This is a genomic window from Thioalkalicoccus limnaeus (assembly GCF_041197575.1).
Lineage (GTDB): Bacteria > Pseudomonadota > Gammaproteobacteria > Chromatiales > Chromatiaceae > Thioalkalicoccus > Thioalkalicoccus limnaeus.
Map to the genome: position 1 here is coordinate 25,253 of NZ_JBDKXB010000026.1, position 23,263 is coordinate 48,515.

General features: G+C 65.4%; 19 protein-coding genes. 8 read left to right on the forward strand and 11 right to left on the reverse strand.

Annotated elements, in window-relative coordinates; all coding sequences use genetic code 11:
- Positions 1-37: 37 nt before the first annotated feature.
- Positions 38-1,111 carry an adenylate/guanylate cyclase domain-containing protein gene (locus ABC977_RS15050; protein WP_369668095.1) on the reverse strand — a complete coding sequence of 358 codons (1,074 nt, stop codon included), beginning with the start codon at positions 1,109-1,111 and terminating at the stop codon, positions 38-40.
- A 577-nt stretch (positions 1,112-1,688) separates the two neighbouring features.
- Here ABC977_RS15050 and ABC977_RS15055 point away from each other — a divergent pair.
- On the forward strand, positions 1,689-2,684 hold the full coding sequence (locus tag ABC977_RS15055; protein ID WP_369668096.1) for a hypothetical protein: 996 nt from the start codon (positions 1,689-1,691) through the stop codon (positions 2,682-2,684).
- A 45-nt stretch (positions 2,685-2,729) separates the two neighbouring features.
- Here the strand turns inward: ABC977_RS15055 and ABC977_RS15060 are convergent, their stop codons facing one another.
- Positions 2,730-3,047, reverse strand: coding sequence for a hypothetical protein (locus ABC977_RS15060; protein WP_369668097.1), 318 nt, complete (start codon positions 3,045-3,047; stop codon positions 2,730-2,732).
- 51 nt (positions 3,048-3,098) lie between these two features.
- Between ABC977_RS15060 and ABC977_RS15065 the strand changes: the two genes are divergently transcribed.
- From ABC977_RS15065 to ABC977_RS15080, 4 genes are all read left to right on the forward strand, one after another.
- Positions 3,099-5,960, forward strand: a complete 2,862-nt coding sequence (locus ABC977_RS15065; RefSeq protein ID WP_369668098.1) for a 2-oxoglutarate dehydrogenase E1 component — start codon at positions 3,099-3,101, stop codon at positions 5,958-5,960.
- On the forward strand, positions 5,957-7,255 hold the full coding sequence (odhB, locus tag ABC977_RS15070) for a 2-oxoglutarate dehydrogenase complex dihydrolipoyllysine-residue succinyltransferase (RefSeq protein ID WP_369668099.1): 1,299 nt from the start codon (positions 5,957-5,959) through the stop codon (positions 7,253-7,255). The genes ABC977_RS15065 and odhB overlap by 4 nt, the downstream gene beginning before the upstream one ends.
- Before the next feature lie 166 nt (positions 7,256-7,421).
- Entirely contained in the window at positions 7,422-8,159 is a 738-nt protein-coding gene (locus tag ABC977_RS15075) for a TerB family tellurite resistance protein (RefSeq protein WP_369668100.1), read from the forward strand.
- Between the two features lie 234 nt (positions 8,160-8,393).
- On the forward strand, positions 8,394-9,395 hold the full coding sequence (locus ABC977_RS15080) for a cytochrome-c peroxidase (RefSeq protein WP_369668101.1): 1,002 nt from the start codon (positions 8,394-8,396) through the stop codon (positions 9,393-9,395).
- A gap of 69 nt (positions 9,396-9,464) precedes the next feature.
- Here the strand turns inward: ABC977_RS15080 and ABC977_RS15085 are convergent, their stop codons facing one another.
- The 9 genes from ABC977_RS15085 to ABC977_RS15125 all read right to left on the reverse strand — a co-directional run bounded on the left by ABC977_RS15085 (position 9,465) and on the right by ABC977_RS15125 (position 20,543).
- Entirely contained in the window at positions 9,465-10,610 is a 1,146-nt protein-coding gene (locus tag ABC977_RS15085) for a PilT/PilU family type 4a pilus ATPase (protein WP_369668102.1), read from the reverse strand.
- A gap of 60 nt (positions 10,611-10,670) precedes the next feature.
- On the reverse strand, positions 10,671-11,708 hold the full coding sequence (locus ABC977_RS15090; RefSeq protein ID WP_369668103.1) for a type IV pilus twitching motility protein PilT: 1,038 nt from the start codon (positions 11,706-11,708) through the stop codon (positions 10,671-10,673).
- A 284-nt stretch (positions 11,709-11,992) separates the two neighbouring features.
- Positions 11,993-12,475 carry a 5-(carboxyamino)imidazole ribonucleotide mutase gene (purE, locus tag ABC977_RS15095; protein WP_369668113.1) on the reverse strand — a complete coding sequence of 161 codons (483 nt, stop codon included), beginning with the start codon at positions 12,473-12,475 and terminating at the stop codon, positions 11,993-11,995.
- Positions 12,476-12,498: 23 nt separating this feature from the next.
- Positions 12,499-13,653 carry a 5-(carboxyamino)imidazole ribonucleotide synthase gene (gene purK, locus ABC977_RS15100; RefSeq protein ID WP_369668104.1) on the reverse strand — a complete coding sequence of 385 codons (1,155 nt, stop codon included), beginning with the start codon at positions 13,651-13,653 and terminating at the stop codon, positions 12,499-12,501.
- A gap of 112 nt (positions 13,654-13,765) precedes the next feature.
- Positions 13,766-14,404, reverse strand: a complete 639-nt coding sequence (locus tag ABC977_RS15105) for a vWA domain-containing protein (protein ID WP_369668105.1) — start codon at positions 14,402-14,404, stop codon at positions 13,766-13,768.
- A gap of 4 nt (positions 14,405-14,408) precedes the next feature.
- Positions 14,409-15,050 (reverse strand): vWA domain-containing protein, encoded by a 642-nt coding sequence (locus ABC977_RS15110; protein ID WP_369668106.1) that lies wholly within the window; start codon positions 15,048-15,050, stop codon positions 14,409-14,411.
- 150 nt (positions 15,051-15,200) lie between these two features.
- Positions 15,201-17,879, reverse strand: a complete 2,679-nt coding sequence (locus ABC977_RS15115) for a calcium-translocating P-type ATPase, PMCA-type (protein WP_369668107.1) — start codon at positions 17,877-17,879, stop codon at positions 15,201-15,203.
- Positions 17,880-18,112: 233 nt separating this feature from the next.
- Positions 18,113-19,051, reverse strand: coding sequence for an alpha-E domain-containing protein (locus ABC977_RS15120; protein WP_369668108.1), 939 nt, complete (start codon positions 19,049-19,051; stop codon positions 18,113-18,115).
- 46 nt (positions 19,052-19,097) lie between these two features.
- Positions 19,098-20,543, reverse strand: coding sequence for a circularly permuted type 2 ATP-grasp protein (locus tag ABC977_RS15125; RefSeq protein ID WP_369668109.1), 1,446 nt, complete (start codon positions 20,541-20,543; stop codon positions 19,098-19,100).
- Between the two features lie 387 nt (positions 20,544-20,930).
- Between ABC977_RS15125 and rimP the strand changes: the two genes are divergently transcribed.
- The 3 genes from rimP to ABC977_RS15140 all read left to right on the forward strand — a co-directional run.
- Complete coding sequence (gene rimP / locus ABC977_RS15130) at positions 20,931-21,389, forward strand: ribosome maturation factor RimP (RefSeq protein WP_369668110.1); 459 nt, start codon at positions 20,931-20,933, stop codon at positions 21,387-21,389.
- Between the two features lie 15 nt (positions 21,390-21,404).
- The gene (gene nusA / locus ABC977_RS15135) at positions 21,405-22,931 is read left to right on the forward strand and encodes a transcription termination factor NusA (protein ID WP_369668111.1); all 1,527 of its coding nucleotides are present in this window, start codon (positions 21,405-21,407) and stop codon (positions 22,929-22,931) included.
- The coding region (locus tag ABC977_RS15140; protein WP_369668112.1) for a translation initiation factor IF-2 N-terminal domain-containing protein at positions 22,928-23,263 on the forward strand (336 nt) is incomplete at its 3' end. The genes nusA and ABC977_RS15140, both read left to right, overlap by 4 nt.

The following is a 23,263-nucleotide window of genomic DNA, read 5'->3' on the forward strand; positions in this document are numbered from 1 at the left end:
ACGGCCAATCGTCGGCGCCTCCTTGGCGTGCCGCTGTTCAGCGCCTCCAGAGCTGGTCGTCGACGTAACGCTTGATGACCTGCTGGGCCGGAGTTCCGACCGACGTGAAGGCCAGGCTCGTGCGGTAGTACCCTGGTCCCGGCCGAGTCCGCACCACCCGAGCGTAGAGCTCGCCCGTCTGCGAGCAGGGTTCCAGTCGCGCGACGATCTCGGCGCAGGGTGGCAGGCAGACTGGCAGATCCGCGCACATGCCGTTGTAACCGAGGTCCTGGATCCGGCCCGAGAGATGCTCGGGCATCACCTTCTTGCCCTCGACTCGCCGGAAGACCAGCGGGATGTCGACCTTGATCCGCGGTGCATTGCGTAATTCGATTCGAGGTACGACAGCGTTCGCGCGGCCCTTGATCGCGCGCAGTTCGTAGAACCGGACAGGTTCGGGCTGGCCCTTGGGGCGGACCTCGTTGACCTGGCCGATCTTGATCGAGTCACCGGCGGCCCGTCGGCTCGCCTCGCTGAGCAGGATTTGGCCGCGCAGGCTGTAGATCTCCATCCGCGCCGCGAGGTTCACGGTATCGCCGATGGCCGTGTATTCACTGTACAGCATGGAGCCGAAGTTGCCGACCATGGCCGGTCCTGTGCTGAGCGCGATCCCAATGTAGAGCGGCGGTTCGCCGCGTGCCACGCCCGTGGCATTGAAGGCTTGCATCGCCTGCTGCATCGCAACGGCGCAGGCGAGCGCGCGGCGCAGGTCATCGTCCTGACGACGCGGGGCGCCGAACAGCGCCATCACCGCATCGCCGATGAACTTGTCGATCAGACCGTCGTGCGCGACGATCACCTCGCTCATCGCGATGAAAAATCGGTTCAACAGGGCGCTGACACGGTTCGGCGGCAACGAGGCGGACAGGCTCGAGAAGCCGCGCAGATCGGCGAGCAGCACCGTTATCTCGGTCTCGACGATGGGCTGATCGGCAAACAGGACGCCTTCGATCAGTTCGGCCACCTGCACCCGAAGGAGGTTGCGCCGCGAGTCCGGCAGCGGTTCGCGGAGAATGTCCTCGATGGCCTCGACGAGGCGGGTCTCGAATCGCTCTCGGTTCGCTTGTTGCATGGCTATCCGGTCCGTCGTCGTTGGAACCGTCGTGGAGACGCGGGCATCCGACCTTCGAATCGAACGTGGAATATACCGCCGAATGCCAAGTGACGTGCCTCTGGTCGAGGCATTTCGCTAGGGCGTACCTCTACCCGGGAGGGTTAGGATCGCACATCGCGCGCCGTTGCGCTGCAGTAGCTTGTCGTCGTTGTGCCACCGTTGAGGCGATTGCCGCAGGTTTCAGGCCAGATCAGGCTGAACCGCTTCAGGCATCGCGCAAGAAGGCGTACGCTGGATCACCGAGGTGCCCGTGCACGCTCGGCGCCGCTTGTGATCGTCGGGGCGCTTCGCTAGCCTATCCTCCGGAGAGGATCGGCGAACCTGAACCCGACGAGGGAGGATGGCCCTGGCGTAGATCGATCTCGACGACGCCCAGACCCACTCAGTCGGTCTGGTCGAGCCATCGTCAGCGCCATCGGCGGCACGCTTTCGACTCTGCGAGACCTGAGATCGGGCGATGCCGGTCGGATGCGCTACGGCGGTCTGATACACGTAAAGCAACACCAAACGAGCCTGACTTTTGACCGAGGAGACCATGGACCATCATAAGGATGTCGCGACCCCGCCCGACGGACCGACTCCGGCGGATCTTGCGGCAGGCCTCGCCGCGCAGCGGGAGCGCCTGGACGAGGTCGAGCGCTCGCTGGTCGAGCGGATCGGCGATGTCGACGACGACCGGCGCCGTACGGCGGTCCTGTTGCAGCGCGCGCGGCAGGGCCAGCAGGAGGAGCTCGCGACCTGGCTGCGCCGCCACAGAGGTCGCCATCTCGTGTCGCTGGCGGCGATCGCGTGCGGGCTCGTGGTGGCCCTCGCGGCCTTGTATGTGTACACTGATCGTCGCTACCAGGAGCTCGTCGTCGACATCGAGCGGATCGAACGAACGGTCGGCCAGCATGCGGCGATGCTCGGTGACGAGGCCCGCGATCCGCGCCTCGGTGCGCTGGCCGACGAGCTCGAGCGAGTGGCCGCGGTCGTTGCCGAGCGGGACCTTGGCCGCGTGGCGGAAGCGGCGGACCTGGCCGGTCGACTGCGCCGGCTCGAGGATGAGCAGCGCACGATCGCGGCGCGGATCGCGACGCTGACCGAGAGGCGTTCGGCGTCGCTGGGCGACGAGGCGACGCCCCCTTCGGCCCCCGACGAGGCACCGACGGCTTCGCCCCCGCACGCAGGAGAACCGATACCGGATGTCCCGGCCCCATCGATCGATGGGGCCGTCGTGGTTGGTGAGCGGCGCTACGCTTTGCAGTTGGTCGGCTACTTCGAGCGCGAGCGGCTGACCGATTTTGCGACGCGCGCAGATTTGCCTCGGCGCCTCTATTACCGCGAGGAGAGCTACCTCGGCCGGCCTTGGTTCGTGCTGATCCATAGCCTGCATGGAAGCTACGATGAGGCGGTCGCAGCCCGCGCCGCGTTGGCACCGGAGCTCGCCGCGCTGGAACCGCTGGTGCGGCGGCTGCCGGTCGAGGCCGATGTCCGCGTATTGAACGCGGCGCCGCGGTCGGGTGCCACGCCAACGGAGCCTCCGCCGTGAGGCGCGAGTCCCATGCAGCTGGGGGCGCCGTGCTCGAGGGCGGCGTCACCTCTTCGCGACCAGTGCCTCCTTGACCTTGATCAGCCGCGCGCCGACTTGCTGATCGAGCAGCGTGAACGTCTTCTGCTGGGTGCGTTGGTTCACGCTCGCCGGTACCCCGATCAGCGCCAGGCGCGCCTTGAAATAGGCCCGATCGGCCTCGAGCTGCGCACACAGGGTGCGAAGGCGCCGCCGCCGATCGGCCGGGGGCTGGCTGTCGATGATTTCGCTGATCAAATCGAGGGACACGACCAGGATAGGCCCCGCCGGTTGGCCTGGCGTCAGTACGGCCGGCCCTTGGACCGGGTCGTTTGTGTTATACATCCGGCGTTACGCCCTGGGGGCGCCGCCTGACCGCAGATGAGAATAATAGCAATGGGCGCACTGCTCGACCACTTTCGCGCAACGGGCGCGCTCTATGGCGGTAACGCGGCCTTCATCGAAGACCTCTACGAACGTTTCCTGCGCGATCCCGAAGCGGTCCCGCCGATGTGGCGGGAGCGCTTCGCAGAGTGGGGTCGCGCCCAGGCCGGCGAGATTGCCCATGGCCCGGTGCGCGAGGCCTTCCTCCGCTCGATGCAGCAGCCTGTGCCGAGCCCGCCCGGCCCGGGCGCGGTGCGGCCCGCGCTCGCGGCCGGCGCCGCCGCGAAGCAAGCGGCCGTGTTGCGATTGATCAATGCCTACCGCTATCGTGGTCATCAGGTTGCCGAGCTGGATCCGCTGCATCTGCGCGAGAAGCCCCACGTTCCGGACCTGGATCCGAGCTACCACAACCTCGGTGCGGCCGACCTGGATCGGACTTTTCACACCGGTAGCCTGTGCGCACCGGACCGAATGACGCTCCGCGAGATCCTCGCCTTGGTCAAGGAGACCTATTGCGGCGTCGTCGGCAGCGAGTACATGCACATCACCAGCACCCAGCCGAAGCGTTGGATCCAGAAACGCATCGAGGGTTATCGATCGCGCCCGGAGCTGGCGACGGACGACCGCCGGTGGTTGTTGACGCTGTTGACCGCGGCCGAAGCGTTCGAGCGCTACTTGCACACCCGCTATGTTGGCCAGAAACGCTTCTCGCTCGAGGGGGCCGAAGCACTGATACCGCTGATCGACGAACTGATCCAGCGCGCCGGAAGCCAGGGGCAGAAGGAAATCGTCATCGGCATGGCCCACCGTGGCCGGCTGAATCTGTTGACCAATATCCTCGGCAAACCGCCACGGGACCTGTTCGACGAGTTCGAGGACCGGGTCGAGAAGACCTGGCATGAACTGGCCGGCGACGTGAAATACCACATGGGCTTTGCCACCGACATCGATACCCCGGGAGGCTTCGTCCACGTGGTCGTCGGCTTCAACCCGTCCCATTTGGAGATCATCGGCCCGGTGGTCGAGGGTTCGGTGCGTGCCCGTCAGCGCCGTCGGCTGGACCGAATCGGCCAGCAGGTGCTGCCGGTGTTGATCCATGGCGACGCGGCGGTCGCCGGTCAGGGCGTCGTCAGCGAGACCTTGCAGCTCTCGCAGACGCGCGGCTTTTCGACTGGCGGGACCCTGCATGTCGTCGTCAACAATCAGATCGGCTTCACGACCAGCCATCCGCTCGACACGCGCTCGACCTTCTACTGCACCGATGTCGCGAAGATGGTCCAGGCGCCGGTCTTCCACGTCAACGGCGATGATCCAGAGGCCGTCATCTTCGTCACGCGGCTGGCGCTCGACTACCGCAATCGCTTCAACAAGGACGTCTTCATTGACCTGGTCTGCTATCGCCGTCTCGGTCACAACGAGGCCGACGAGCCGGCGGTGACCCAGCCGATGATGTACCAGAAGATCCGCGCGCGGCCTACCGCCCGCGACCTGTACGCGCGGCGGCTGATCGACGAGGGGCTGTTGACCCATGCCGAAAACGAGCGGCTGCTCGAGGATTATGTCGCGTCGCTCGAACAGGGTGTCGTCGCGTCCAGGGCCGTGCTGTGTCAACTCGATAACCCTTACAAGGTCGATTGGCGCGGCTGCCGCGGTCCGGGCTGGGAGGACCCGATCTCGACGGCGGTCACCGTCGAGCAACTGCGCGACCTCGCAGCCCGGATGCTGCGCGTCCCCGAGGGCTTCGCGCTCCATCCACGGGTCGCGAAGATCTGGGCCGAGCGCGAGAAAATGGCCAGCGGCGAGCAGTTGCTCAACTGGGGCTTCGCCGAGAACCTGGCGTACGCCACATTGCTCGACGCCGGTATCCCAGTGCGACTGTCGGGGCAGGACAGTGGCCGTGGCACCTTCTTTCACCGCCACGCGGTGATCCACGATCAGGACACCGGGGCCAGCTACACGCCACTGCAACACCTCGGCGCGGCCCAAGGCAGTTTCGTGGCCATCGACTCGATCTTGTCCGAGGAGGCGGTGCTGGCGTTCGAGTACGGCTACGCGACGGCCGAACCCAATACGCTGACCTTGTGGGAGGCCCAGTTCGGCGATTTCGCGAATGGCGCCCAGGTCGTCATCGATCAGTTCATCACCTCGGCGGGAACCAAGTGGGATCTGTGCTGCGGGCTCGTGATGCTGCTGCCGCACGGCCTCGAGGGGCAGGGCGCCGAGCACTCCTCAGCGCGTCTGGAACGGTTCCTGCAGCTCAGTGCCGAACGCAACATTCGAGTCTGCGTGCCGACGACGCCGGCGCAGATCTTCCATCTGCTGCGCCGGCAGATGCTTGGCCGGGAACGCAAGCCCCTGATCGTCATGACGCCGAAGAGCCTGCTCCGCCACCGGCTGGCGGTCTCGACCCTCGATGAACTGGCGACCGGTGATTTCCAGTTCGTGATCGACGAAGTCGATCCACTCGGCCCCGAGCAGGTCACGCGGGTGATCCTGTGTAGCGGCAAGGTCTATTACGATCTGATCGAGGCGCGCCGCGCGCGCGGTCTGACCGACGTCGCGGTCATCCGCGTCGAGCAGCTCTATCCATTCCCCCGCCAGGCCTTCACGGCCGCGATCGGCCGCTACCCGGCCGCCACCCAGGCGATCTGGTGCCAGGAGGAAGCCCAGAACCAAGGGGCGTGGGACCAAATCAAACACCGCCTCCATGCCCTGACGCCGGAGGGCCTGCCCGTCTATTATGTCGGGCGACCGGTCTCGGCTGCGCCAGCCGTCGGGCATCGCGTCGTGCATGTCGAACAGCAGGAGCGGCTGATCGACGAAGCCTTGAGCGGCCGCATCAATCCGAATATGAATCGAAGGATCCCGCTATGACTACCGAAGTCCGTGTCCCGACCCTCCCGGAATCCGTTGCCGAGGCGCGGGTCTTGGCCTGGAACAAGGCCCCGGGGACCGCGGTCCGTCGCGGTGAGAATCTGGTCGAGCTCGAGACCGACAAGGTCGTGTTGGAGGTGCCGGCTCCGGTCGATGGGGTCCTGGCCGAGATCGCGGCGGCCGAGGGCGAGGTGGTCGGCGCCGACCGGTTGCTGGCACGGATCGACGCGGCCGCGACCGTTGCGACCCAGACAGCGCAGCCGGCACCGGATGCGCCGCCACCGGCGCCCGAGGTCTCGCGGTCGCTGACCAGGCCAGCCGCCGCGAACGAGTCGCCGTCGGTTCCGACGCCCGCGATCCCGGTGCCACCGGAACGGGCTGCGAGCCATGGCCCGGCGAAGGCCCCGATTTTGGCCCCAGCGGCGCGGCTCCTGGTGACCGAGATGGGTCTGGATCCGACCCGGATCCCGGGTAGCGGTCGTGATGGGCGCATCCATAAGGCCGATGTCATAGCCTACCTCGACCGGGAGGAACCGGCCGAACCGGAGACGGATCCCGAGTACCCCCCTATCGCCGCTCGCGATGACGAGGGCGGTCGGCCCGAGCAACGCGTGCCGATGACCCGTTTGCGGGCGCGGATCGCCGAGCGATTGGTCGAAGCGCAGCGGACCGCGGCGATCCTGACCACCTTCAACGAGGTCAACTTGCAAGCCGTGACCGAGCTCAGGCAGCGCCACCGAGAGCGCTTCGAGCAGGTCCACGGGGCTCGGCTCGGTCTGATGTCCTTCTTCGTCACGGCTGCCGTCGAGGCGCTGAAGCGTTTCCCGGTCATGAATGCGTCGGTCGATGGCAACGATATCCTCTACCACGGCTACTACGACATCGGCATCGCGGTCGGCACCCCGCGCGGGCTCGTGGTGCCGGTTCTGCGCGATTGCGATCGGCTCTCGATGGCCGACATCGAGCGCGGTATTGCCGAGTTCGGCCGCAAGGCCAACGAGGGCACGCTGAGTTACGAGGACTTGAGCGGTGGCACCTTCACGATCACCAACGGCGGCGTCTTCGGGTCGTTGTTGTCGACGCCGATCCTGAACCCGCCGCAGAGCGCGATTCTCGGAATGCACAAGGTGCAGGAGCGGCCTGTGGTCGAGCAGGGTGCGATCCTGGTCCGGCCGATGATGTACCTGGCCCTGTCTTACGACCACCGGTTGATCGACGGGCGCGATGCGGTGCAGTTCCTGGTCGCGATCAAGGAAGCACTGGAGGATCCGGCCAGGCTGTTGCTGCGCGTCTGACGCGGCGCCCGCCGCCCGGTCCGGTTGTCGGCCACAAGCGCAGGATTCGGACGCTTTCGAACGGCGCGCGATGGCGCCCGGTTGTTTATACTGGGATCCTTCCAATCAAGCGTAGGACGGGGTCGGCGGCCGCGTGGGCCGCGTCCGGATCAGAGGAGACGGCATCATGGCGTCCCAGTGGCAGCGAAGAGGCGAGAACATCGTCAATGCGGGCATCGATTTCATCGGCGGCGTCGGCAGCGCCTTCCGCGGTGTCGGCGGCCGCCTCAAGCGCGGTAAGCACCAGAATCTGATCGAGGCCTTCTGCGCCGTCGCGGGCGACGTTGCGTCCCAGAACGGCCGGATTTTGCCTGGCGAGATCGAGAGCTTTCGGCGTTTTCTGCTCGACAATCACGACAATCCCTTCATCAGCGCCTTCTCGGCCGATGAGCTGATCGAAAAGTTCCGCGGTTACGCGATCGCGGCCTTCCTCGGCGAAGAGGAGACCTTCGTGCGCGTGATCAGCGGCATCGATCCAGGGGACGACGAGGGCAAGCTCGTGATCCTCGGGGCACTCGCGGTCGCCTTCGCCGATGGCGAATGCGACATGCAGGAAGCCGAGTGCATCGTCAGCTACGCGCGCCGGCTCAACATCGACCTCGACAGCCTCGCGCAGGAGTTTCGGATCAAGCTCCCGGATATGCACCAACATGATGCCCTCGAGCGGCCTGTGTCGGTGCTCGACCAAGCCGCCTCCGCACCGCCTCCGCCTCCGCCCCTGTCACGCGCCGCGGCGCCGGCGCCCGCCGCACCGACCACCGAGGCGCGAAAGCCGTTGTGCAAGCGCTGCTGGGCCTTCCTGATCGCCGGTCAGCCGCGTTGCGATTGCGGGCGCGACCTGTCCAACGACTATCCGATCCGGTGATTGGCCCCCGATCATCGGCAACCCTGCTGCGGATCGACCACTGACAGGGGGGCAACCGGCCCGTCCCGCGCAGAGAATACCCCGCTCGTTATCTGGATAAGCGCGCTTGTCGCTCGGGGCGGGTGGCCGCATGTCCGCAAGGGCAGTACTGCTCATGGCGGATATGTCCGATCTTCCAATACTCCTGGTGTGCGCGGGCTGTCCACACCGGATCGATCATGGAGGCCGAGAACGATGAAAGCTTATCCCGGCTTGGTGGCCGCGGTTGTCTTGGTTGCCGGTTCCTGGTCCACCGTCGGGCTCGCCGAGCCCGACCCTTCCGTCATGCGGCTGTCGGCGCTGCCGGCGATGACGCACCCGGATGACAATCTGCCGACCCCGGAGAAGATCGCGCTCGGCCATCAGCTGTTCGTCGATCCACGCTTGTCCGGGACCGGCGAGATGGCCTGTCAGGGCTGTCACTTCCACGAGCTTGGTTGGACGGACGCGAAGCCCCTGTCGCGCAAGGACGATGGCTCGATGAACACGCGCCACACGCCGACGCTGTATAACGTCGGCTACCAGACCGCTTGGTATTGGGATGGCCGCGCGACGACGCTCGAGGGGCAGATCATGGCCGCCTGGCGCGCCCAGATCGTCGCCGATCCGGAGAAGGCGACCGCGGTGATCAACGAGGTACCTGGTTATCGCGAGCAGTTCGAGGTGGTCTGGGGCGGTGCCGCGACCCCGGAGACGATCGTCAAGTCGTTGGCCGCCTATCTGCGCACCAAGAACAGCGACGATTCGCCGTGGGATCGCTACGAGATGGGCGAGACCGATGCCGTGAGCGCGGACGCGGTGGCCGGGCACAGGCTCTTCATGGGTGAAGCCGGCTGCGCTGCCTGTCATGCGCCGCCCTATTATGGCAACAGCACCTTCTTCAACATCGGTTTGGAATACGGCAAGGCCGAGCCAGACCTCGGTCGCTACAATGTGACCAACAACGACGCCGACCGCCATGCCTTCAAGACGCCGACGCTGCGCTCGGTGGCCCGCAGTGCGCCCTATTTCCACGACGGCAGCGTCGCAACGCTCGAAGAGGCGGTCCGTTACATGGCCGCGGGCGGCGGTCCGGATCCGCACAAGAGCGAGCTGCTCGTCGACCGCGAGTTGTCCGACGAACAGATCGCGCAGCTCGTAGCCTTTCTCGAGGCCCTGACCAGCGATGAAGGCTGGGAGGCCCCGGCGATCCCCTAGAAGCGCTTGTCGCGTAGCGGCGTGCCCACCCGAGTCCGGCGCATCGAGCGATCGCTGCGGCTCGGGTGGCTAGAGGCGAACATGCGGTTCGCCGTCGTCCTGTTCGACGAGCGAAATCCCGTCGAGATCCTGGCCGATCTTGGACAGGTCGTCTTGTCCCTGGAGCTTGATCATCAGGCGCACCTCGTTTGCCGAGTCGGCGTGCTTCAGCGCGTCCTCGTAGCTGATCTCGCCTTGCTGTTGCAGAGCGAACAAGGCTTGATCGAAGGTGATCATCCCCTGCTCGCGCGAGCGCTTCATCAGCTCCTTGAGCTTGTAGACCTCGCCCTTGCGGATGATGTCGGCGGCGAGCGGCGTGTTCAGCAGGATCTCGATCGCCGCGCAGCGGCCCTGGCCGTTGTGGCGCGGGATCAACTGCTGCGCGATGACGCCCTTCAGGTTCAGCGACAGGTCCATGAAGAGCTGCGCGCGTGCCTCCTCCGGGAAGAAATTGATGATGCGGTCGATCGCCTGGTTGGCATTGTTCGCGTGCAGCGTCGCGAGCACCAGGTGGCCGGTCTCGCTGAATGCGATCGCATATTCCATCGTCTGGCGGGTGCGGATCTCGCCGATCAGGATCACGTCCGGGGCTTGGCGCAACGTGTTCTTCAGCGCCACTTCGAAGGATTCGGTGTCGACGCCGACCTCGCGCTGCGTGATGATGCAACCATCATGCTCGTGCATGAACTCGATCGGGTCTTCGATCGTGATGATATGGCCGGTGCTGTGGCGGTTGCGATAGCCGACGAGGGCCGCTAGCGATGTCGACTTGCCGGTGCCGGTGCCGCCGACGAAGATGACCATGCCGCGCTTGGTCATCGCGACCTCGCGCAAGATCTCCGGTAGGCGCAGTTCGTCGATCGTCGGGATGCGGGTCTCGATCCGCCGCAAGACCATGCCGGCGGCGTCGCGCTGGATGAAGGCGCTGACACGGAAGCGGCCGATGCCACGCGCGCTGATCGCGAACTGGCACTCGTTGGTCTTCTCGAACTCCAGTCGCTGCTTATCGTTCATGACGCCGGTTACCAGCTCGGCGGTCTGGGTCGGCGTCAGCGGCTTGCTGCCGATCGGGTGGATCACGCCATCGACCTTGATGCTCGGAGGCCAGCCGGCGGTGACGAACATGTCGGAGGCCTTCTTTTCCGACATCAAGGCGAGCAGTTGCTTGAATTCCATTGCGTTACCTCATTGGCCGCGTCGTTGCACGCGAGCGGATGCCGCGCACACCGTCGCCGATCACAGGAAGGATTCCTTGTTCTGAGCCTTGCCGCGGGCCTCGGCCTTGGTGATCGAGCCGAGCTTGACCAAGTCGGCGAGATTCTGGTCGAGCGTTTGCATTCCGTGTGCCTGGCCGGTCTGGATCGATGAATACATCTGCGCGATCTTGTCCTCGCGGATCAGGTTGCGGATCGCCGGTGTCCCGATCATGATCTCGTGCGCGGCGATGCGGCCCCCGCCGATGCGACGCAGCAGGGTCTGTGCGATGACCGAGCGCAGCGATTCCGACAGCATCGACCGGACCATGCTCTTCTCGGCCGCGGGGAAGACGTCGATGATACGGTCGATGGTCTTGGCCGCGGAGCTCGTGTGCAGGGTTCCGAACACCAGGTGGCCGGTCTCGGCGGCGGTCAGCGCCAGCCGAATCGTCTCGAGGTCGCGCATCTCGCCGACCAGGATGATGTCGGGGTCCTCGCGCAACGCCGAACGCAGCGCCTCGCTGAAGCCGAGGGTGTCGCGGTGAACCTCGCGCTGGTTGACGAGACACTTCTTGCTCGTGTGGACGAACTCGATCGGGTCCTCGATCGTCAGGATGTGCGCGTAGTCCTTGTCGTTGAGATAGTCGATCATCGCCGCGAGTGTCGTCGATTTGCCGGAGCCGGTGGGGCCGGTGACGAGGACTAAGCCGCGCGGCACGTCGACGATCTTCTTGAAGATCTCCGGGGCCTTGAGGTCTTCGAGGGTCAAGACCTTCGACGGGATGGTGCGGAACACCGCTGCGGCACCGCGGTTCTGGTTGAACGCATTGACGCGGAAGCGCGCGACGCCGGGGATCTCGAACGAGAAGTCCGTCTCGAAGAACTCTTCGTAGTCCTTGCGCTGGCGGTCGTTCATGATGTCGTAGACGAGCGCGTGGACCGTGCGATGCTCGAGCGGCGGCACATTGATGCGCCGGATGTCGCCGTCGACGCGGATCATCGGCGGCAGACCCGAGGACAGATGCAGGTCGGAGGCGTTGTTCTTGACGCTGAAGCTTAGCAGTTCGGCGATGTCCACCTGTGAGGCTCCTGCTCGGTTGCGAGGACCAGCGGATCGCGCGGCGCTGCCAGCGCCGCTCGAGGTTCCCTCGAAAGGAATCGAATCGTCCTTGCAGGGCTGGAAGGGCCGGCCGAACGTTGGCGGGCAGAACCCGAATCAGTGCCGTCGCCAAGCACAAGGCCCGGACAGGCGTCCCTGAAAGACCCCGGGGGCTTTCTCACCGCCCCTGGTAAGCATACGCGATCCAGGAACCCCCCGGTATCGCGCGCCGCGGCCGATCACGGCGAAAGGCGCGACAGGGTTCACAGTTCCGGTGATTGGGCCCCCGCCTCGAGCCGCGCGGCCTTTTCGAGGACGAGCTGTTCGAGATCGCGCTTGTAGCGGATGATCCGCTCGAGCAGTTGGATATCGGCGGTCGCGAGGATCTGGGCGGCGAGGATACCGGCGTTCTTTGCCCCGTTGATCGCCACCGACGCGACCGGCACGCCGGCCGGCATCTGGACGATCGACAGCAGAGAATCCTGACCGGATAGCGCGGCGCTCTTGACCGGGACGCCGATCACCGGCAGCGGTGTCAGCGCCGCCGCCATGCCCGGCAGGTGCGCGGCGCCGCCGGCGCCGGCGATGATGACCTTGAGACCGCGTGCCACCGCGCTCTCCGCGTAGTCGTAGAGCCGTCGCGGTGTGCGATGCGCCGAGACGATCGTCAGTTCGAACGGGATCGCAAATTCGGCGAGCACCGTGGCTGCCTCGCGCATCACCGGCAGATCGGAGTCGCTGCCCATGATGATGCCTACCAATGCCTGGGTCACAACGGTTCCTCCCCGGTGATCCGTAAATGTTCGCGCACCTGTTCGGCCTTGCGGCGCGCCGCCTCGATGTCCGCGTCGAGCACCGTGACATGCCCCATCTTGCGGTGTGGGCGGGTCGATGCCTTGCCGTAGAAATGGACCGACACACCGGGGATCGCCAAGGCGGCCGCCAGCCCGCAGATGACCGGTCGCCCGCCGTGGTCCGGTTCCCCGAGTAGATTGATCATCGCCGCCGGCGACAGTTGTTCGGTGGCGCCGAGCGGCAATCCGAGGATCGCCCGCAGATGCTGTTCGAATTGGTTGGTGAGGCAGGCCTCGATCGTATAGTGCCCGGAGTTGTGTGTGCGCGGCGCTACTTCATTGACCAGCAGCCGGCCGTCGCCGGTCAGGAACATCTCGACGCCGAAGATCCCGATCCCGCCGATCGCGTCGACGGCGCGCCGGGCCAGTTCCCGCGCGGCGTCGGCGGTCGCGTCCGGGATCCGGGCCGGGGCCAGCAGCAGGTCGAGGATGTTCTCGCCCGGCCGAAAGCACATCTCGGCGACAGGGTAGGTGCGGTAGTCGCCATCACGGCCCCTTGCGACCAGAACCGCGAGTTCCTTGTCAGCGGTGACGAAGCGCTCCAGGTACGATGGCACCGCAAGGTGGCGCCGATAGTCGCTGGGGCTGGCCATGACGGCCACGCCCCGCCCGTCGTAGCCACCTCGGCGGGCCTTCTGCACCAGCGGATAGCCAAACGCGGCGAAGGCCGCCGGGTCGGCGTGCTCGAGCGGCGCGAACTCGACGGTGGCCACGCCGGCTGCGGCCAGGCGTTCCTTCTGTCGGAGCTTGTCTTGGACCTCGGCCAGCACATGCGGCTCGGGGTAGATGCGGTAACCTTCGCGCTCCAGCACGACCAGCGTCTCGGTGTCGACATCCTCGATGTCATAGGTCGTCACGTCGCAGACGCTGACCAGTTCGCGCAGCTTCGCCGGGTCCTGGAAATGTCCGACGATCTGATGGCCGGCGACCTGGCCGGCCGGGGAATTCGGCGTCGGATCCAGTACGACGCAGGTGCAACCAAGCCGTTTCGCAGCCTTGACCAGCATGCGGCCGAGCTGGCCGCCGCCGATGATGCCAACGCGGGCGACAGGGTAAGGAAATCGATCCATGGATACCGGGTCTTTGTCGTGGATGGGAGGAGAGGCGAGTGGTGCCATGTTCCGAGCGCAAGGGGTCGCCGATCATGGCTCCGAGCGGCTCGGCCTGGTGGGTGGGATGCGCCTATATCGGGATCGTGATCTCTTTCGGCAGCGGTGGCAAGGTGTTGGTCGGCGCCGCACCGGCGCTCTGGCTGCCCATCGCGATGCTCGCCGAGACCCATCGGAAGAATTGCGAGAAGGCCGTGCCGTCGAGCGTATCGAGCGATACGACCGTGTCGGTCAGTTCGCGCAAAGGTTCGTGCCTGGCCTTGGGGCCGGCGGCGCACGCGACGATGTTGCCGAAACCGCCGCTGCGCCGAAGCGCGGCAACCGCCTCGCGGTAGGCCTGGCTGTCGGACGGGCTGCCGTCGGTCATCACGAAGACCAGCGGCAACCAGTCGCCGCGCTCTCCATGCGTGGTCCGCCGGACGTCGCGTTTGGCGCGCTCGATCAGCAGCTTCAGCGCCGCGCCGAGGAAGGTCGGCCCGGAGTCGGGAACCCGGATCTCGGGGATCTGGACCTGCTCCAACGGCGTCAGCGGCAAGAGCTCGCGTGCCTCGATATCGAAGGTGATCAACGACAGATGAACCGTCTCCAGCGCGTATGGATCGCGCCGCAACGCCTGGACCATCGCCCGCACACCGACGTTCAGGGCCGCGATGGGTTCCCCGCGCATCGAGCCGGAGGTGTCGAGCAGCAGGTAGACGGGCAGGCGCCGCATCGGGTCACACCCCGACGACGTTGACTTCGGGCGGCGGGGGTGGGAGTTCGTCGAGCTTCGCGACATCCTGTTTCGTCAAGTCGACCCGCTTGCTGGTCTGAATCGAGGCGGCCGACACCCACTTGAAAAAGGCGTTGAAGGTCGAGGAGTCGGCCGTGTCGAGCCGCACGACCGCCTCGGTGATCTGATGCAGTACCTCGGTGCTGGCCTGGGGGCCGGCCGCGCAGGCCACGATGACGCCGGTTGGAACCTGCTTCAAGCGCGCTAGACTCGGGCGCCAGTCGTCGGTCGGCTCGCCGTCGGTCATCAGGAAGACCAGCGGTTTCCAATCGCCTTTGCGGCTCGCCGTGTTCTTGACCAGATCCGCGTCGATCCGATCAGCGAGCAGGCTCAAGGCCGCGCCGAGCTCGGTCGTGCCCGAGGCCTTCAGCGGCGTTGGCTGGAACATGGCCACCTCGGTCAAGGGCGTCACCACGCGTGCGGATGAATCGAAGGTGATCAGCGATACGAACGCCGTCTCGAGCGCGTAGGGGTCCTGGCGCAGCGCGGTCATCAGCGTCTGGAGACCGGTATTGACGGCCGCGATGGGCTCACCGGTCATCGAGCCGGAGGTGTCGAAGACCAGATAGATCGGGAGTCGCCGCATGGATAGGCCTTTGATTGGCAATTGCGCAAGGACCCGATGGTACTGTCGTGTCCCGGCCAAGGCAACCTTGGGGGTACGCCCGGGATCGGCGTCTCCCAAGGCGTGGTGCCGGGCCTCCGTGCCCGGCACTCGGCGGGTTGCGGCCGCCGGTCAGGCCTGTTCGAGCTTGACCGGATTGCCGATCCAGGCGTTGCGGATCGCCTTGCGCGCGAGGTCGATCGGGATGATCAGGATCGCGAACAGCAGGACCCACAACCACTCTTGCAGCGACAGACCGACCGACCGCAGGATCTCGCCGCCGAAGGTGATGAAGAATACCTGAATCACCATGATCGACGGGATGATGATCGAGAACAGCCGGTTGTCGAGCAGGTGCTCGAACAGGTCGAGCCCTTGGGTGCGGGCATTGAAGGTGTTGAACACGTGTATGAACACGAAGAAGGCGAAGAAGGCCGTCAGGAACTTCGCCTGGGCCTCGGCGCTACCGATCTCGTGGCCGCCGGAGAACAGACCCTGCGTGAAAGAGCTGGTCAGGAACAGGATGCTCAGGAAGGCGACGATGCCGCCGTTGATCAGGATCGACGACCACATGTCGCCATTGATCAAGGGCTCGTCACGCCGCAGGGGTTTCTCCTTCATGTACCGCTGCAAGGCGGCCTCACCGGCGAAGGCCAGGCCGGCCAGCGTATCCATGATGATGTTGAGCCATAGCAGCTGGGTCATCGTCAAGGGCAGGTCGAATCCGAAGAACTGTCCGAGGAACACGACGAGGATCGCCGAGACGTTGACCGTGAGCTGGAAGATCAGGAATTTGCGGATCGACTTGAACAGGGTTCGGCCGTAGAGGACCGATTTGGTCAGCGACGAGAAGTTGTCGTCGAGGATCACGATGTCGCTCGACTCCTTCGTCATCTCGGTGCCGCTGCCCATCGCGAAGCCGACATCGGCGTTCTTGACGGCCGGCGCGTCGTTGACGCCATCGCCGGTCATGCCGACGACCAGCCCGAGCTCCTTGGCCATGCGCACCAGGCGGCTCTTGTCGGTCGGGAAGGCCCGCGCGACCACGTACAGGTGTGGCAGGACGTTCTTGAGCTCGTCGTCCGAAAGCTGGGCCATCTCGGCCGAGGTCAGGATCAATGCCTCGGGGTCATCTTCGAGCAGACCGACGTCCTTCGCAATCGCCTGGGCCGTCTCCTTCGCATCCCCGGTGATCATCACGACATGGATGCCCGCCTCCTTGGCCGTCTTGACCGAAGCATAGGCCGTTTCGCGCAACTCATCGCGCATGCCGAAGACGCCGACCAGCGTCAGCTCCGTCGGCAGTTCTTTGTCGCCGTCGATCGGGGTTTCGGTGATCGCGACGGCCAACAGCCGCATGGCCCGGGTCGAAAGGTCCCGCATCGCCGCCTGAAGGGCCGCCGGATCGGTCAGGTCATGCGCGCGACCTTCGTCGTCGAGGTAGCGCCGGCAGTTCTGAAGGAGGACCTCGGGGGCGCCCTTGACCAGCGTCAGCGGTCGTTCCCCGGCGACCTGGGTCGCGGAAAACTTGCGCGCGCTGCTGAACGGAATCAGGTCGACGATGTCCGGCGTTTCTTGCGTCAGGTATGGGGTCACGAACCGCAGCAGGGCCTGTTCGGTGCGGTCGGCACCGACCATCTTGATGTCATCGGGGTTGCTCGCATCGATGACGGCGCTGGTGTTGTTGCGGAGCGCGAAGCCGGCCATGTCACGCAGCGCCGACGGGATCGCGTCGAGCCGCTCGAACCGGGCGCCGGAGCCGGTCAAGAAGGCGCTGACCGCTAGCCGACCCTGGGTCAGGGTCCCGGTCTTATCGGTGAACAGGAGGTTCAGGCTCCCAGCGGTCTCGATGCCGAGCAGCTTGCGGACCAGCACCTTGACGCTGAGCAATTTCTTCATGTTGATCGCGAGCACCATCGCGATCATCATCGGCAGCCCCTCGGGGACCGCGACGACGATGACGATGATCGCGAGGATCGCGGCGGTGACGAAGTCGCGGACGATCAGGCCGCCGTCCTGTGCGAAGTAGGTCTCGAATCCGCCGCCTTGCAGGAAGATGTTGTTGAACATGAAGGCGACGAAGATGAAGGCCGCGCCGACGTAACCGAAGGTCGCGATGTGACCACCGAGGACGGTCAGCTTGTGTTGCAGCGGCGACAGCCGGTCTTCGGCCGAGACCAGCTCCTTCATCGTTTGGCCGTACCGCGTCTGGTCACCGACGGCGGTCGCTTGCATCACGCATTCGCCATCGACCAGGAGTCCGGCGCGAGACAATTGGTGCTCGGCGGCCGCCGCATCGCCGCCGTCGGGCACGGCGGTCTTCTCGAGCGGTTCGGACTCACCGGTCAGCGCGGCCTCGTCGACCTCGGCGTGACCGGCCAGAATCCGCCCATCGGTCGGCACCGTATCGCCGGGCTGCAGGAGGATCTGATCGCCGACGACGATATCGTTGATCGGGATCTCGGTCAGGTGGCCGTTGCGGAACACCTTGACCCGGATCATCGAGGCCTCTTCGAGCAGGCGTTGGAACGACTGCTCGTTGCTGTGCTCGGACCAGGTCGCGACGAAGGTCGCGAGGGCCACCGCGACGGCGATGCCAACGCTTTCGTACCACTCGGCGTAGCCGAACAGCCACAACGCCAGCGTGATCAAGAGCGCGACGATCAGGATGATGATGATGGGGTCCTTCAGATTGCCGAGCAGCTTGTCCCAAAAGCTCTCGACGTCCTGACTGGCCACCGCGTTCGAACCGTGTTGGGCGCGCGACCGCGCGACCTCGTCGTCCGTCAGTCCTGGATAAGAGAATTTCATATCGAGCTTCCATCAGCCAAGTGATGCGCAAAGGGTCTCGCGAGCGACGCGCCCGCCGAGGGCGGCGCGATCGGCCCCGGGTCGGTTGCTCCGTCGGGCCGGCTAGACGATCCCGTCGCGCGCGAGTTCGCGGAGTGTAGCAGAGCGGCCGCGCCGTCGAACGACGACCGGCACCCACGCCAGGTATGGGTGCGCGCGCGCGATAAACCAGACCGGGTGGCGCCTGTCGCGCGTCAATCGTCAGGCGGTGGCGGAAACCAGGTCGCCGCGATCTCCTGATGGAGGCACCCGATATCGGCCTGGAATTCGTCTACGAATTGGTGCAGCGCCAGCGGATCCAGGCGTGCCAGGTTGGCGCCGGCCAGGTTGCGTTTCAGGCGTCCGGCGACACGCAGGCTCGCTTCGCTGCGCGGCAACGGTCCGAGGCTTGCCCGCACCGCGTCGATGCAATGCAGCGCGGAGCGCGGAAATTCGGCGTTTTGAAACAGGAAGCGTAGAACAGGTCCGCGCTGGACCCGGACCTGTTCGCTGCGCCGATACATCTGATAGGCGGTCAGCGACTTGAGCACGCTGACCCACTGGATGGTGTCGTACGGGCGCAGGTCCGTGGTCTCGTCGGGTAGCAGGCTGGCCGAGCGCACGTCAGCGATCCGCGTCGTCATGTCGGCGCGCTCCAGGTTGCGCCCGATGCGCAGGAAGTGATAGCCCTGGTCGTGCAACATGGTACCGGCCAAGAGCCCAGTGATCGTCTGCGAGCCGAGGATCAGCCGTTTCAGGTAGGTATGCCGGCCGCTCTTGGTCATGCCCCGCTGCAGGTTTTCGCCGGCGAACAGGTAAAGCTCGTTGAGTTGTTCCCAGGTCTCGCGCGGGACGATATCGCGGATGGTCCGGCAGTTCTCGCGTGCGCCCGCGAGCGCGCTCAGGATCGAGCCCGGATGGCGTTCGTCGCCGAGTAGGAAACGCACCACCTGGCGCTCGCCGTAGTCCTTGTAATGTTCCTCGAACAACTCGTTGGCGCCGGTGATATCGATCAGGGGCCGCCAGCCGGGCGCGATCCCCCTCGGCAGATCGAGTAACAGATTCGCGTTGACCGACACGATGCGCGCGGTGTTTTCGGCCCGTTCCAGGTACCGGGCCAGCCAGTAGATGTTTTCGGCGACTCGCGATAACACCGCGATGGTCCTCCAGGCGACGAAATGGGCCGAGGCCGTGAATGCCTCAGCTGGGTACGATCCAGGTGTCCTTGCTGCCGCCGCCCTGCGACGAATTGACCACCAGCGAGCCCTGGCGCAACGCGACCCGTGTCAAGCCGCCCATCGTGACACGCTGGCGGTCCGCCGACAGGATGAACGGGCGCAGGTCGACGTGCCGGGGCTCGATGCCGCCCTTGACGATGGTCGGCACCGTCGACAGCTTGAGCGCCGGTTGGGCGATGTAATTACGCGGATCGCGCTTGATCGATTCGGCGAATCGGGCGCGCTCGGCCTGAGTCGACGCGGGCCCGACCAGCATGCCGTAACCCCCCGATTCGTTGGCCGGTTTCACGACCAGGGACTCCATCTGGTCGAGTACATAGGCCAGGGCTTCCGGCTCCATGCAGCGATAGGTCGGAACATTCGGCAGGATCTGGTCCTGATCGAGATAGTAACGGATGATCTCTGGTACGAAGGCGTAGATCACCTTGTCGTCGGCGACGCCGGCCCCGGGCGCGTTGGCGAGCGCCACCTGACCCGCGTGCCAGGCCCGCATCAGCCCCGGCACGCCGAGCATCGAGGTCGGCTCGAAGACCTCCGGATCGAGAAACAGATCATCGATCCGGCGGTAGATCACATCGACCCGCGCCGGACCGTCGACGGTGCGCATGTAGACGCAATCATCGTCGGCGACGAAGAGGTCGCGACCTTCGACCAGGTCGCAGCCCATCTGCTGCGCCAGATAGGCATGCTCGAAATAGGCCGAATTGTAGATGCCCGGTGTCAAGACCACGACCCGTGGGTAGTCGGCGGGCCGCGGCGAGAGTGCCGCCAGCGTGTCGAAGAGCTCCGAGGGGTAATCGTCGACCGGCAGGGGTGCATAGTGTTCGAACAGCTCCGGAAAGACCCGCTTGGTCACGAGTCGATTCTCGAGCATGTAGGACACGCCCGAGGGCACGCGCAGGTTGTCCTCGAGCACATAGAGGGTCCCGTCGGCGTCGCGAACCAGGTCGGAGCCGCAGATATGTGCCCAGATTCCGAGCGGGGGGTCGACGCCGACGCATTGTGGTCGGAAGTTCACCGACTTGGCCAGCAGCTCGGCCGGCAGCACCCCGTCGCGGATGATGCGCTGGTCATGGTAGAGGTCGTCGATGAACAGGTTCAGCGCCTGCACGCGCTGCTTGAGCCCGGCCTCGACCCGATCCCATTCCTCTTGCGAAATCACCCGCGGGATGATGTCGAAGGGCCAGGCCCGATCGATGGCCCCGCCCTCCTCGGAGTAGACGGTGAAGGTGATGCCCATCTCTTTGATCGCGACATTCGCCGCCTCCTGCCGGGCGGCCAACTCTTCTGGGCCCAGCGCCTCGATGTCGGCCAAGAGATCGGCCGCTGGCTCGCGACCCCGGCCCGGCGCCGCGACCAGCTCATCGTATAGCCCGTCGCAGCGATATTGCGTCCAGTCGATGTTCATCGCCGTTCCTCGGTGACGTGCGTTGCCAAGAGCTCGGGATGGCCGCTTCGGGGCCTCAGTGGCCCGGAAGCGGCTGCAGGTCCGTGATTCTCGAACGATACGAGCTGTCCTGGCAATATCCCGGGTGCGAGCGGCAGGTGCGGCGCGCGCGCCGACTCGCTAAGTTGCTTAGGGATGTACAAGTCGATAGAATGACGAGGATAAGAAGGCGGCGGGATTTTCGGTCGTTCAGGCCGGACCCTGCGATGACGGGCCCCGATAGCGGGGTTTTTTTTACTTCGCAGCGTGCCTCTGTGGACGGGTTGCTGTCCCGCGTCACCGAGCGCGTCTCAACGATTGGGCCTCCGGCCCATTTTTTGTTTTTGTCGGTAGGGTCTTGGAACGGCGATGCGGCAAGCGGACAACCAACTGGTCGCGCTCACCCGTGAGGTGGTCGAGCCGATGGGCTACGAGCTCGTCGGCGTCGATTTCTTCCGGCGCGGCGGTGGCCGGGCGCTACTGCGTGTCTATATCGATCGCGATGGTGGTATCACGCTCGACGATTGCGCGGCTGTGAGTCATCAGCTCAGCGGCGCCCTCGATGTCGCCGATCCGATTGCCGGTGAATACGATCTGGAGGTCTCGTCGCCGGGCCTCGACCGTCCGCTGTTCACCGCGGAGCAGTTCGCGCGGTTCACCGGTCGCCGAGCGAAGGTCCGGCTGATGGCCAAGCGGGACGGGCGGCGCAGCTTCGATGGCGTCATCGTCGGCGTGCGCGACGGGCAGGTCGATCTCGATGTCGATGGAACGCTCGTCGAATTGCCCTTGGTCACGGTCGAATCCGCCCGATTGGTTCCTGAATTCTGAAGTCGGTACCCGCGCATGAGCAAAGAGATCCTACAGGTTGTCGAGGTCGTGTCGAACGAAAAGGACGTGTCCGAGGACGTGATCTTCGAGGCCATCGAGGCCGCGCTGGCCTCGGCGACCCGCAAGAAGCACGGCGGGGAGATCGAAGTCCGCGTCCGCATCGACCGCAAGACGGGCAATTATGCGACCTTCCGTCGCTGGTTGGTCGTGGCCGATCCGCCTCCGGGCCAAGGCTTGGAGGCGCCGGAGCGCGAAATCACGCATGCGGCGGCCCAGGCATTGGATCCGACGCTGAAACTCGGTGATTATCTCGAGGATGAGATGGAATCCGTGCTGTTCGGCCGTATTGCCGCGCAGACCGCGAAGCAGGTCATCGTGCAGAAGGTGCGCGAGGCCGAGCGGGCCAAGATCGTCGAAGCCTACATCGAGCGTTGTGGTCAGCTGGTGACCGGTTTGGTCAAGAAGGCCGACCGAGGCAGCATCGTCGTCGATCTCGGGGGCAACGCCGAGGCGATCGTGCCGCGCGACCATGTGATTCCGCGCGAATCGGTTCGCTCGGGTGATCGTCTTCGCGGCTATCTGTATGATGTGCGTCCGGAGCCCAAGGGACCGCAACTCTTCGTCAGCCGCACCGCGCCCCAACTTCTGATCGAGCTGTTCAAGCTCGAGGTGCCAGAGGTCGGCGAGGGGTTGATCGACATCCTCGCCGCGGCCCGCGATCCCGGTGTCCGAGCCAAGATCGCCGTGCGCACCAATGATCCGCGGATCGATCCGGTCGGGGCCTGCGTCGGTATGCGCGGCTCGCGTGTCCAGGCCGTGTCGAACGAGCTCAACGGCGAACGTGTCGACATCATCCTATGGGACGAGAACCCAGCTCAATTCGTGATCAACGCCATGTCGCCGGCCGATGTGGTCTCGATCGTCATCGACGAAGAGGCCCGCAGCATGGATGTGGCCGTCAAGGAAGAGAACCTGTCGCAGGCGATCGGTCGCGGTGGGCAGAACGTTCGGCTCGCCAGCCAATTGACCGGCTGGGAGCTGAACGTGATGAATGAAGAGGATGCGGCGGCAAAGAGCGAGCAGGAGGCCCAGCGGTTGGTACAGACCTTCATGGATCAGCTCCAGGTCGATGAGGCCGTCGCGGCCGTGTTGGTCGACGAGGGCTTTTCCAGTGTCGACGAGGTGGCGTATGTGCCGCTCGCCGAGTTGGAGGCGATCGACGAGCTCGACGAGGGGGCCATCGGGCAGTTGCGTGCGCGGGCCAAGGATCTCGTGTTGACCCGTGCAATCGCCAGCGAGGAGCGGCTCGACGGCGAGCCGGACGCCGACCTGCTGGCGATGGAAGGCATGGACGAGGTATTGGCCTTTGCGCTGGCCGGGCGCGGCGTACTGACCCTCGAAGACCTCGCCGAGCAGTCCGTCGACGAGCTGATGGAGATCGAGGGCATGGACGAAGAGCGCGCGGCGCGGTTGATCATGAAGGCCCGAGAGCCCTGGTTCGCCGACGCGGATGACGATGACCGTTCAGGGGGTGGCGCATGAGCAGCGAAGTAACCGTCAAACAACTGGCCAGTACCGTTGGGATTCCGGTCGAGCGGCTCTTGGCCCAGCTACAGGATGCCGGGATCGCCGCTCACGCCGAAGATGCGACCCTGACCGAGCAGGAGAAACTGCAGCTCTTGACCTATCTGCGACGTGCCCATGGGCGTCAGGATCAGGACGACGCCACGGCGCCGGAGCGGGTGACGATTCGACGCAAGACGGTCAGCGAGCTGCGTCAGCCAGCGGTTGCCAGCCGTGCGCCAGCTGGGAGCCCGCGTGCGGCCCCGGCCACGACGCGAGCGAAGACCGTGAGCGTGGAGGTGCGACGCAAG